Source organism: Acinetobacter sp. AS167, from assembly GCF_037152175.1.
Classification (GTDB): Bacteria; Pseudomonadota; Gammaproteobacteria; order Pseudomonadales; family Moraxellaceae; genus Acinetobacter.
Window position 1 is genome coordinate 617,308 of record NZ_JBBCMP010000001.1, and the last position, 12,048, is coordinate 629,355.

12 protein-coding genes are annotated in these 12,048 nt (G+C 37.5%); 7 read left to right on the top strand and 5 right to left on the bottom strand.

Features of this window, described 5'->3' with window-relative positions; all coding sequences use genetic code 11:
• Window positions 1-109: 109 nt before the first annotated feature.
• From WFN33_RS03005 to WFN33_RS03015, 3 genes are all read right to left on the bottom strand, one after another.
• On the bottom strand, window positions 110-1,339 hold the full coding sequence (locus WFN33_RS03005; RefSeq protein WP_336951379.1) for a CaiB/BaiF CoA transferase family protein: 1,230 nt from the start codon (window positions 1,337-1,339) through the stop codon (window positions 110-112).
• A gap of 78 nt (window positions 1,340-1,417) precedes the next feature.
• The gene (locus tag WFN33_RS03010; protein ID WP_336951381.1) at window positions 1,418-2,734 is read right to left on the bottom strand and encodes an MFS transporter; all 1,317 of its coding nucleotides are present in this window, start codon (window positions 2,732-2,734) and stop codon (window positions 1,418-1,420) included.
• Between the two features lie 247 nt (window positions 2,735-2,981).
• A complete protein-coding gene (locus tag WFN33_RS03015; RefSeq protein WP_336951382.1) occupies window positions 2,982-4,205 on the bottom strand; it encodes an acyl-CoA dehydrogenase in 1,224 nt (407 codons plus the stop codon).
• Between the two features lie 345 nt (window positions 4,206-4,550).
• On the opposite strand from WFN33_RS03015, the gene WFN33_RS03020 reads away from it, so the two are divergent.
• A complete protein-coding gene (locus tag WFN33_RS03020) occupies window positions 4,551-5,504 on the top strand; it encodes a LysR substrate-binding domain-containing protein (protein ID WP_336951383.1) in 954 nt (317 codons plus the stop codon).
• Between the two features lie 235 nt (window positions 5,505-5,739).
• Here WFN33_RS03020 and WFN33_RS03025 read toward each other — a convergent pair whose 3' ends face one another.
• Window positions 5,740-6,075, bottom strand: a complete 336-nt coding sequence (locus WFN33_RS03025; RefSeq protein WP_336951385.1) for a hypothetical protein — start codon at window positions 6,073-6,075, stop codon at window positions 5,740-5,742.
• 121 nt (window positions 6,076-6,196) lie between these two features.
• On the opposite strand from WFN33_RS03025, the gene WFN33_RS03030 reads away from it, so the two are divergent.
• The 5 genes from WFN33_RS03030 to WFN33_RS03050 all read left to right on the top strand — a co-directional run bounded on the left by WFN33_RS03030 (window position 6,197) and on the right by WFN33_RS03050 (window position 10,530).
• On the top strand, window positions 6,197-6,625 hold the full coding sequence (locus WFN33_RS03030) for a guanosine-3',5'-bis(diphosphate) 3'-pyrophosphohydrolase (RefSeq protein WP_336951386.1): 429 nt from the start codon (window positions 6,197-6,199) through the stop codon (window positions 6,623-6,625).
• Window positions 6,626-6,713: 88 nt separating this feature from the next.
• Window positions 6,714-7,613, top strand: coding sequence for a LysR family transcriptional regulator (locus tag WFN33_RS03035; RefSeq protein WP_336951387.1), 900 nt, complete (start codon window positions 6,714-6,716; stop codon window positions 7,611-7,613).
• Window positions 7,614-7,774: 161 nt separating this feature from the next.
• Entirely contained in the window at window positions 7,775-8,857 is a 1,083-nt protein-coding gene (gene trmA / locus WFN33_RS03040) for a tRNA (uridine(54)-C5)-methyltransferase TrmA (protein ID WP_336951388.1), read from the top strand.
• 242 nt (window positions 8,858-9,099) lie between these two features.
• The gene (locus WFN33_RS03045; RefSeq protein WP_336951389.1) at window positions 9,100-9,330 is read left to right on the top strand and encodes a hypothetical protein; all 231 of its coding nucleotides are present in this window, start codon (window positions 9,100-9,102) and stop codon (window positions 9,328-9,330) included.
• 132 nt (window positions 9,331-9,462) lie between these two features.
• Window positions 9,463-10,530, top strand: a complete 1,068-nt coding sequence (locus WFN33_RS03050; RefSeq protein ID WP_336951390.1) for a hypothetical protein — start codon at window positions 9,463-9,465, stop codon at window positions 10,528-10,530.
• A 13-nt stretch (window positions 10,531-10,543) separates the two neighbouring features.
• Here the strand turns inward: WFN33_RS03050 and WFN33_RS03055 are convergent, their stop codons facing one another.
• Window positions 10,544-10,897 carry a YnfA family protein gene (locus WFN33_RS03055; RefSeq protein WP_004720731.1) on the bottom strand — a complete coding sequence of 118 codons (354 nt, stop codon included), beginning with the start codon at window positions 10,895-10,897 and terminating at the stop codon, window positions 10,544-10,546.
• A gap of 220 nt (window positions 10,898-11,117) precedes the next feature.
• Here WFN33_RS03055 and WFN33_RS03060 point away from each other — a divergent pair, with 220 nt between their 5' ends.
• Window positions 11,118-12,026 (top strand): alpha/beta hydrolase, encoded by a 909-nt coding sequence (locus tag WFN33_RS03060; RefSeq protein ID WP_336951391.1) that lies wholly within the window; start codon window positions 11,118-11,120, stop codon window positions 12,024-12,026.
• The last annotated feature ends 22 nt before the right edge of the window (window positions 12,027-12,048 follow it).

Consider the following 12,048-nt stretch of genomic DNA (forward strand, 5'->3'; position numbering starts at 1 on the left):
CTTAAAAAAGGAGGGTTTGAATGATTAATGCGGCATTGAAGAACTCCAATTAAGACATAACTTTGATTGATCATATGCTTTGATTTCAATATTTCTTAAAATCAGCCGATTATAAGCCAATACCTTCAATAACCCCTTGTTGCTTTAATTGTAATAATTCATCATCTGAACAAAATTCTTCTAAAATCACTTTGGTATGTTCTCCTAAGCGTGGTGGCGCATTGCGATATTCAACAGGTGTTCCTGTCATTTTAATCGGTGAACCAATCACATTAAAATTAGGATTATCTGAATGTGGAATATTGACCACCATTTTACGATATTGAATTTGAGGTTCATCTAAAGCATCAGCAACTGAATTAATCACGCCAACAGGTACTTTTACCGCATGAATTACATCGACCCAATGCTTTGCGGTATTTGATAAAAAATATTCGGACAACAAACCGACCAATTCTTGACGATACTTCACTCGATCTTGATTACGGAGATAATTGGGTTGATCTAACAATTCAGGTTTTCCAATAGCAATACATAAGTCTTTAAATTGTTTATCATTACCACAAGCTAGAATAAATTCCTTATCTTGCGCTTTAAAAGTCTGATAAGGCACAATATTGGGATGATGATTGCCCATTCTTTGGGGAGCGACACCTGAACTTAAATAGTTCATACCTTGGTTGGCGAGTCCAGCAACCTGTACATCCAGCAAAGACATATCAATGTATTGCCCCACACCAGTTTGCTGACGAGAAATCAGTGCTGCCTGAATCGCAATTGTTGCATATAGCCCTGTTTGGATATCGACCACTGCTACACCAACTTTTTGTGCGCTTGCCCCAACCTCACCTTCTTTTTCGCCAGTAATACTCATCAAGCCAGACATACCTTGAATGATAAAGTCATAACCCGGTTCTTCTGCACGCGGTCCATCTTGACCAAAACCAGTGATAGAGCAATAGATCAATTTTGGATTAATGTGCTTGAGGGTTTCATAATCCAATCCATATTTTTTCAAGGATCCTGCTTTAAAGTTTTCAATCAAAATATCTGCGGTTTTCACCATTTGTTGTAATAATCGCTGTCCATCTTGCGTTGCCATATCAATTGCCACTGAGGATTTATTGCGATTCGCAGATTGGTAATACCCAGATTCTCGTGTCGCTTTACCCTGTTGATCACGCATCCAAGGCGGACCCCACATACGGGTATCATCACCCACTTTAGGGCGTTCAATCTTAATCACTTCGGCGCCTAGATCTGCAAGAACTTGTCCACACCACGGACCTGCCAGTACTCGACTCAAATCTAAAACTCGAACTCCTTGTAATGCACCCATATGTTCTACCTCTATGTAAGGAGTAAGTGAATACTCCTCAATTTTGCGATTTATTAAATCTGTTTAAACAAGCGTTGACTATTGTTGTTGTGGGTCATATTGACGATCTTTGATAAATAAGCCAGGCAGTACCCCTGCAACAAAGTAAGCTGCGCCCATCACGATAAATGCCGTCATAAATGTTCCGCCCGAAGCAAGGAAACCAATGGTTGCTGGGGCAATAGCTGCACCCACTCGCCCAATGTTATATGCACCACCAATTGCTGTACCTCGCACATCAGTAGAAAATGATTCCGCCATATAGGTCGCATTTACGCCATAAGGAATGCCATATAAGAAACCAAAAGTGATCAATAAGTACAAAATATTGTCTGGTGTATTAAAGATAATAATCACAGGTAAGAAGACAGCGCTGGCTATAGTACCGAACACAAATACTGCACGACGATTAAATTTATCAGCCAGATATCCCGCTAAGATCTTACCTAAAATCATTGCTGTGTATGAACCCACCATATAACTGGTCATATTCTTAAAGTTCATATGCACTTCTGTTTCTAGATAACTTGGCATCCAATTGTTGATTCCGTAGTAACCAAATTGTAAGAAGAATGCCGTAGTCATCCACAATAAAAACATTTTACGATGCTTAAAGTTGGCAAAAATTTGTTTATAAATACTGCCACTTTTCGGTTTCTCTGGTACTGTGGCTTCAACTGTTTTTTTGCCTTGAAGCTGATTGATTTTGTTGAGCTGCCAAGACTTTGGTTCAGGTACAAAGCGTTGCAAGAAAATATTGATAAAAGCTGGAATAACCGTGATAAAAAACAAAACTCGCCAACCATGCTCAGGAATAATTGCACCAGCTAATAATGTGGCAACAATATATCCAACGGTTTGCCCTGTTTGTAATGTACCCAATACCGTAGTTCGATACGTTGTAGGAACGTATTCAGCCATAAGGGTATTGCATGCCATATAAAGGGCCCCAATCCCTAATGCGCCAATAAATCGTAATGCCATAAATTGTTCAAAACTTTGGGTAAAGCCTAACAAACATGTTGCAACTGAAAAAAACGATACAGAATTGGCAATGGTACGTACTCGGCCAAACTTATCACATGCCCATCCACCTAAAATCCCACCAATCCCCATGCCTGCTAGAGATGCACTGCCTAAAGCCCCTGCCTGAAAAGTAGATAATGCAAACTCACCTTTTAAACTGGTTAAGCTATAGGATAACAACATGATATCTACGCCATCGACGACCATAGCGAAATAAGCGAATAAAAGTGCCCATTTCCAAGTATTTGGGCCTATTTTTTCAAAAGTTCCAATATTGGATGGCATGGATAATTTTGTTGAAGTTGTAACTGATCGAACATCATTGTTCATTTTCCTCTACCTCATTTTCCCAAATGAGTCATCGGTCACTTTTTATCTTTCTCTCTACTTATTTCTTTGTTATTTTTATTGCATGAATCTAGAGTTAAGTATGAGAGTTAAAAGAATAATCAGATATTTTTCACGATGAATCCTTTTATCATTGATTTATTTTTACCTTAGTTTTTATAAAATTTAAGGCAAAAAATCCTATAAGGGATGCTAACTTTAAGCATCCCTGTTTTAAAACAGTTGATTTTTAGTTACTAAAGGCAGCAATACCTGTTTGTGCACGCCCGAGAATTAAGGCATGTACATCATGTGTACCTTCATAAGTGTTGACGACTTCAAGATTGACCAGATGGCGAGCAACACCAAATTCATCACTGATGCCATTGCCACCCATCATGTCACGAGCAACACGTGCGATATCTAAGGCTTTACCACAATTGTTTCGCTTAATCAGTGAAGTTCCTTCTACAGAAGCGATGCCTTCATCTTTCATACGTCCAAAGCGTAATGCGATCTGCAGTCCTAAAGCAATTTCAGTTTGCATATCTGCAAGTTTCTTTTGCACCAATTGATTTGCGGCCAGTGGACGTCCAAATTGTTTACGATCCATCGTATATTGATGTGCTGTATGCCAGCAAAACTCTGCCGCCCCCATCGCGCCCCATGCAATACCGTAACGTGCACTATTTAAACAAGTAAATGGTCCACGCAAACCACGAATTTCGGGAAATGCATTTTCTTCAGGAACAAAAACATTGTCCATTACAATTTCACCGGTAATCGATGCACGCAAACCGACCTTGCCGTGAATCGCAGGTGCAGAAAGTCCTTCCCAACCCTTTTCTAGAATAAAACCACGAATCTCACCAACATTGCCTTCAGCAGAAACTTCTTTAGCCCAGACCACAAATACATCAGCGATTGGACTATTGGTGATCCACATTTTTGCACCAGTCAAACGATAACCACCTTCGACCTTTTTGGCACGGGTAATCATACTGCCTGGATCTGAACCATGATCAGGTTCTGTTAAACCGAAACATCCAATAAACTCGCCAGAAGCTAATTTTGGTAAGTACTTTTGTTTTTGCTCTTCATTACCAAATTCATTGATAGGCACCATCACTAATGAGCTTTGTACACTTGCCATTGAACGATAACCCGAATCTACACGTTCAATTTCACGGGCAATGAGACCGTAGCTGACATAGTTTAAACCTGCGCCCCCATATTCTTCAGGGATTGTCGGTCCCAACAAACCCAATTCACCCATTTCACGAAAAATAGAAGCATCTGTTTTTTCATGGCGGAATTGTTCCAAAACTCTTGGCATCAGTTTGTCTTGAGAATAGGCATAAGCAGCATCACGAATCATGCGTTCTTCAGAAGTAAGTTGCTGTTCCAATAAAAATGGATCTTGCCAGTTAAATTGAACTCGTGCCGTTTTTGTAGAATTAACCATTTGATTCATAGCATCCTTTGCTGAACATATCTTGTTGTCTTAGTACTGATGTTAGGTGTGAAAATTCATACTTTCAAACGATTAATACTCACTCAGATATTCCATTTACGCATATCTTGTGTTTTTATAACATGGCTCGCTCAATGACTACTGTTCAATTATGTTGGTATTAAACGAGGCTTTTTAGCGAACTTTTATCACCTTTACGTCCTCTTATAAATTTTTATTTTAGATAAAACCAAGTGGTTTGATGAAAGTTTCATTGCAAACATCTGCTTTGGTTTAAGCTCTTTTTGCTAGATATAAATAGATTAAATTTAGCCATTATTTAACTTTGATATTCAAGGAATGAATATGCGTAGAATGATTCCTTCATTACAATCACTGATATGTTTTGAAGCGGCTGCCAAGCACCTAAGTTATACCTTTGCAGCTCAGGAGCTGCATCTTACTCAAAGTGCCATATCTCGCCAAGTACAACAACTCGAAGATTTTTTAGGACTCAATTTATTTAACAGAACACGGCATGGCGTTGAATTAACCCAGGCAGGTGAGCATTATTATAAAAACATCAAAACTCATTTATTGGGTATTGAGCAAAGCACACTCGATTTAATGAGTCATAAGGGTTTAGGTGGTACTCTAAAATTGGGGGTTGTACCGACATTTGCAACACGCTGGCTCTTACCCCGACTGTATAAATTCAATGAAATATACCCTGAAATTACCATTCATTTAGAAACCAGTACCAAACCTTTTTTGTTCAGTGAGCATATTTTTGACGCTGCAATATATACAGGTACGCCTGCACAAATTGAAAATTGGCCAGGTGCAAAAGTCCACTATCTAATGAATGAAGATGTTGTTCCTGTGTGTTCTGCTGAGTTAATTTTTAAGCATTTTCCAGAGCTAAGAGAACCTTCTGGAGATTTACGTCGCAGCTTATCGGCGGAAGAGATTGCCACGCTGCCCTTACTTCAACAAACCACACGCCCCTATATTTGGAAAGAGTGGTTTGAAGTTTCTGGTTATGAGCATCCTTTTACATTAGAAGGACAACGTCATGAATTATTTTCGATGCTTGCGGTGGCAGCAATTCATCATATGGGGGTTGCACTTATTCCACAAAAACTCCTGGAAAAAGAACTGCGCTCAGGTGATTTAATTATCGCATCAGAAATAAAACTAAAAGGTTCACGTGCCTATTATTTTGTCTATGCAGAACAACAGCAAACGCCTCTCATTGCTAAATTTGTTGAATGGTTATTGACTGAAGTTGAGCGTTCAAAAAGTGCTTTTTTAAAATAACGCGATTTCGAGTTAAACAATAGCTTATTCAAGATTTATAGAATGTAGCTTAATTTCTATATTGTAATGATAAAACTCAAGTTGTAGGAGGTGAAATCAACAGCGCCTACAACAGAAAATATAAGCCTACTCCGCTATTTTTAATTACTATTTGGAATTTTAATAAGAGTAGGCTAAAAGAAACACGATATTCAATTGCGCAGTATTTAAACCGAATGACTACCGATCTTAAAATTTAAGCGCCAAATCCAATATAACGATAAAAATCTTGATCCCCTACAACACCTAAGCTTATTTTATAAATCAGATAATGAGGATAACTACTCTCAGATAATTCATTGAAAATATTCAATCCCTGATCATCATGAGCATGGATTTCATCGACGCTACGCTGCATGGTCGCTTCAAATGCATCTGAAATATATTCAAAGCCCAAATCCATCGCAATAAACAAGGTATGCATACATGGTTGTAGATATTGTTCTTCATTCCAATCAATGACCGCATGTCGGCAATGTGGGCATGTAACATTTTCTTGAGAATTTTCTAAAGTGATCAGTTGAAATGGCATACGCTTTGGAACAGAATAAAATTGTATTTTAAACGAGTTAGAGAAATTTAACACTCGTTTTAGATAAATCTAAAACTGCTTTTAATATTTAATAAATACACGAAACAAAGCTAAGGATATTATGTCAACGATTGAAAAAGCGATTGCTTTAGCAGCTCGTAAACACGCAGGCCAAAAAGATAAAGCACAACAGCCTTATATTTTTCACCCTCTGAGGTTGATGTTCAAAGTTAAAACACCCAATCAACAGATTGTTGCTGTATTACACGACATCTTGGAAGATACCGATACCACTGTGGTCGATTTAATCTCACTTGGCTTTAGTCAAGAAATTGTCGATGCCGTTGTTGTCTTAACCAAAAAAGAAGGCGAATCTAGAATCGAAGCTGCCTACCGTACAGTAAAGAATCCAATTGCACGTGTGGTAAAACTGGCAGATGTTGCTGATAACATGGATATCACCCGTATTCCACACCCGACGACTAAAGACCTTTTGAGATTAGAAGAATATAAGCAAGTTCAGAATATTCTCATGACAGGCAATGCCTAATCTTAGAAAATTTTCACAATTAATAAGTTGACTTGATGCAACAGTTAAGTTTAATAGTGCATCATTGTTGCAATTATGGAATGTATTTATGCTCACTGATTTGGATGACTTTTACTGCTTTGGTTTGGTTGTAGAGCATGGGGGATTCAGTGCGGCTGAACGTGCAACGGATATCCCTAAATCCAAGCTCAGTCGCCGTGTATATAATTTAGAAGAAAAATTAGGAGTTCGTTTAATTCAGCGGAGTTCTCGTCATTTTGCTGTTACTGACATTGGTATGAATATTTACCGCCATGCCCAAGTGATGATGAATGCTGCACAATCAGCGCATGATTTGGTCGATCATCTTAGCGAACAACCTCGTGGTGTTATTAAAGTAAGTGTCCCTGTAACTGTTGCACAAAGTGAATTATCCAAAATTCTTCCCGATTTTTTAAAAGCTTACCCTGAAATCAGAGTACAACTTCTAGTGAGTAATCGCCGAGTAGATATTATCAATGAAGGTTTTGATGTTGCCTTGCGTGTTCGCGCAAATCTAGATGATGACCCGAGCTTAGTGCTGAGAAAATTTGGACAAATTGAACAGCATCTCCTTGCAAGTCAAGCATATTTAAATGAATTTGGTATGCTGAAAAAACCTGAAGACTTGTCTGAACACCGCATTTTAAGTATGGTTGATGAACATTTAGACCAACAAATGGTGTTACATGACAGTGAAAACCAGCAGAAAAAAATTAAAGTTAACCCTATACTCATGGGTTCCGATTTAATGATGTTGGCAAAATTAGCCAGTCAAAATTGTGGTATTGCCTTACTTCCAGACACCATTGCCAATGATTTTGTCGCAACAGGTGAATTGGTCCGTGTCTTACCTAACTGGAAAGCACCGCATGGGATCTTTCATGCTGTTTATCCTTCGCGCCGTGGCTTACTTCCTGCAGTAAGAGTTTTTATTGATTATTTGGTTAAGCACTTAAGCAAGTGTTAAACGGTTGCTCCACATTATCGTTTTGCTAAAGAAAACTTAGGATTATTAAATACACAAGCCATTCTCAATAAATTGACAAAGATGGACTGCAATATTGTGTCCATCTGTTCCTATTTTTGATACCATCGCTACTGCTTAATTCCAATGTTTTTCTGATTTATATGACTTCATCTTATCAACAACAGCTTGATGCCAAAATTGAACGAATCCAAACTCAATTCGCAGAATTTAATCCACCATCATTAGAAGTATTTGCTTCACCTGAACAAAACTTTCGTATGCGTGCAGAATTCAGAATTTGGCATACCGAAGATGATATGTTCTATGCCATGTTTGAACGAGATGAAAATCAACAAAAAACCGTTGCTCGCATTGATGAATTTCCGATTGCAGATCGAAGTATAAATCAGCTCATGCCAGTTTTATTGGCTGAGCTAAAAGCCGATTTAGTCTTATCAAAACGTCTTTTTGAAGTGCATTTTTTAGCAACGCTCAAGGGCGAAATGCTGGTTTCATTGATTTATCGTGCACCACTCAGTGAAGAATGGGAAGTTTTAGCAAAACAATTGGCTGATAAGTTGAATATTAAAATCATTGGCCGCAGTCGCGGACAAAAAGTTATCTTAACCGATGAATTTGTTGTTGAAGAATTAAAAGTCTTTGAGCGTAAATTTCAATATAAGCAAATTGAAAGTAGCTTTACTCAACCCAATGCACAAGTTTGCCAAAAAATGTTGCAATGGGCTTGTCAGTCAGTAGAGGGCAAAAATAAAGACTTACTCGAGTTATACTGTGGTAATGGTAACTTTACCCTACCCTTATCCTTGAGCTTTAACCATGTTTTGGCAACTGAATTAGCAAAATCTTCGGTCTACGCGGCACAGTGGAATATTCAACAAAATCAGATCGACAATATTCAAGTTGCACGTCTTTCAGCAGAAGAGTTTACTCAGGCCTATAACGGAGAACGTGAATTCCGTCGTTTACAAGAAGCAGAAATAGACATTCAGGGTTATGAGTTTGATACAGTTTTTGTCGATCCACCGCGTGCAGGAATTGATGACGATACGTTAATGCTTTTGCAAGGTTTTCAACGTATTCTTTATATTTCATGCAATCCAGATACATTACACGACAATTTAAAAACCTTGCTTAAAACCCATAAGATTGTGAAATTTGCGATGTTTGATCAATTCCCTTACACCCATCATGTAGAATCTGGAGTTCTTCTCGAAAAAATTTAAACAATTTATTACAAGATTTGGCTGCCATGTAAATTGACATGGCAGCTATTTGTTTAAATTATTTATTGATATATCATTAAGTTATAATTCATTTAAATCATGGTCTTTTAACAAACCGTTTAAAACATCTCAAATCATCGAAAAAATCAGCCTATAACTCGATCATCTATTTCTCTCAGATCTTGTATTTTATTAAAAAACGGCTATATTTCGAACTATGTTAGGTTGTGTATGAAGGCTCTATGAGTTTTTGGCAAAAGCTGTTTACGGCTGAAGATACATTGCAAAATGAACATAAAAATCAAATTGCATGTGTTGAAAATGATTGCTCTTGTAAATCCAATGATCAACTTTTATCAGCTTTGATGAAAGCGACAGATCAGGATGTGATTACTGGGATTAAGAAGGTACTTGTCTCTAGAGGTTTCAGTAAAAAAGAGTTAAACCAATTACAGCATCCACCTATTCAATAGTCATGGATGACCGCTAAGAAAAAAAGCATTCAGTTTACTGGATGCTTTTTTAATTCCAATAGAACAATTTTTGATGTTTCTTCTTGGCTTGTATACAATTATTTCAAAGAATAGATAAACGCAGAATCAACAATGAAAATTAAAATTCTTATTTTTTTATTATCACTCAACGCTTCAATTAGCTATGCAGATATCAACGATGATGAAATTCAAGCCATAGAAGATTTAAGCGATCAAGTATTAGCAACCAAAAATCTGGCCAAAATTGAACCACAGATTAAGGCTCAAATCCAGAAGGCCCAACCCAATGTGCAAAAACTGTTAAAAGCCAAAGACATTGAATACAACGATTCCGTCTATTTACACAACTATGCGATTCTGACTTCTGGATACGCTGAATATTTGCTTGAACAACACTGCACCACGCTCTCTCAGCCTTTTCAAGAACTTACTGAGCAGGCGTATTTTGCGTTAAAAAAACGTGATCCTAAAGATACAATCGCAATCAATAACTTAGGTTTATTCTATGCACAAATGTCGGTGTATTATCGGAAAAACATAGACCCAACGCTACGTCTAAACTATTTGCTAAAGGCTGAACAATTATTTGAGACCTTAATGAAGTTACAACCAGACAATGAGGAGTATGAGAAAAATTATTATGCTGTACTCAGTGACAAACTGATGCTGTTACAGAAATATCATCTTGAGAAGAATGAGCAAAAACGCCTCATTAATATACTTAAAAAGCCTTTATTTCACTATTTATCTGATCCCAATCAAGCTTTCGATGCAGGAAATTTTATTATTTTAGCGCAACAGTATTTTAAATATCTCAATCATGAAGACCCGAAGCTTGCTGAAAAATGGTTGCGTGATAATCAGGTTAAAATTGAAGCTGTGGTGAATAAGAACCGTAAGCAAACTCAACGAGAAAAGGAATTCCTCGCTGAATTCTATGCGCTGCTTAGTCAAACGGATAGAGCACTCTCCTACTTAAAACAATTGGAATTTTCTGATGAGAACAATACAGAACCATCCTCTTTTGAAAATGAACCGAATCTTGCCAATTTAAGGCTGAATCCTGAATATCAGAAATGGTTTAAACAATATAAACAGGATTATGCTGCATATCGTAAAGCAATTCCCAAAGTATGTAAGATCAATCAACTTGAAGCAACACAAGATACTGTAAAATGATGCTGTTGAAGACTTAACGAATCAAACCTTGCGGTTGCAGAATAATCACCAAAGCCCCAATGATTACAATACAGCCACCAAACAAATCCCAGCGAGTTAAACTGACTTGATCGACAAATTTCAGCCACATCAGTGCACTAAAGATATAGATACCACCATATGCGGCATAAATACGCCCTGAAGCAGCAGGATGCAAGGTCAATAGCCAGACAAATACCGCCAAACTTAAAACGGTAGGAATCCATAACCAATGACTTTTATTTTGATTCAGAATCAAATAAGGAAAATAACAACCTAAAATTTCTGCAACAGCTGTGACAAGAAATAATAAAATCGTAGTTAAAATTTTAGTAAATGCAATGTCCATTGATACTCAAAGAATAATCATGAAGTTAGAGTATATGTGATTTTCACGCGAGCTAAGCAATAAAATTTTGAGCATACTAAAACGGCTAAGCTTTTATCTATAAATTGTACTTATTGTTTGCCTCATCCACAAAAGCATACATTTTTAAAATATATTGATGAGTTTGCGCTGTTTAAAACAGGATAAAATATCAGCATCTACAATTTTTGGCTTTTTATGGATGAAAATAAATCATTTCGTGTTTAATTTCTTCATTTTCCTATGGCTTAGCCAAAATGTAGATGCAGCAACACTAAGTCTTCCACTATGGCCCAATAGCGCGACACTGGCAACATCCAATGAACAATTTACGATAAATAAGCATGGTGCTATTGAGCATATCAACTCTCCTCAACTGTGGGTATATTGCCCCAAACAGAGCAATCACATCGCTATTTTAGTCATTAGTGGTGGGGGTTATGCCAGAGAGCAATTGGCCAAAGAAAGCACGCCAACTGCACAGTTTTTACAAGAACAGGGATTTACCGTATTTGAATTAATCTACCGCTTACCTAATCAGGATGGTAATAATCTGCTTGCGCCCTTTGAAGATGGCCAAAGAGCCCTGCGTATCATTCGTTATCATGCAAATCAATTCAACATTGATCCAGACAAAATTGGTGTACTGGGTTTCTCCGCAGGTGGGCATTTAGCTGGAATCATTGCGACACAATGGCAACAACAATTTTCGAGTTTTAATGATCCGATTGATCAAATTTCCGCTCAGCCTAATTTTGTGGCGCTACTCTATCCAATCATTAGTATGCAAGCGCCGCTAGATCATACCCATGCTTATAAAAGCTTATTTGGATCAAAACATGATTTAGCCAAACAAATCTTGTTTTCAGTAGATTTACAAGTCAAACAGAATACACCTCCAACCTTTTTAGCACACGCCATCGATGATCCGATTTCACCTGTTCAGAATAGCCTCAATATGCAAACCGCTTTGCAGCAACACAAGATCGCTTATGAATTACATCTTTTCAAAAATGGTGGACATGGTTGGGGCTTAGGCAAAGCCAATACTGAAACAACACAATGGCCGACATTATTCTTAACTTGGTTAAAGAAAATTGATATTTTATAAGCGCATAATTCAAAAAATAACC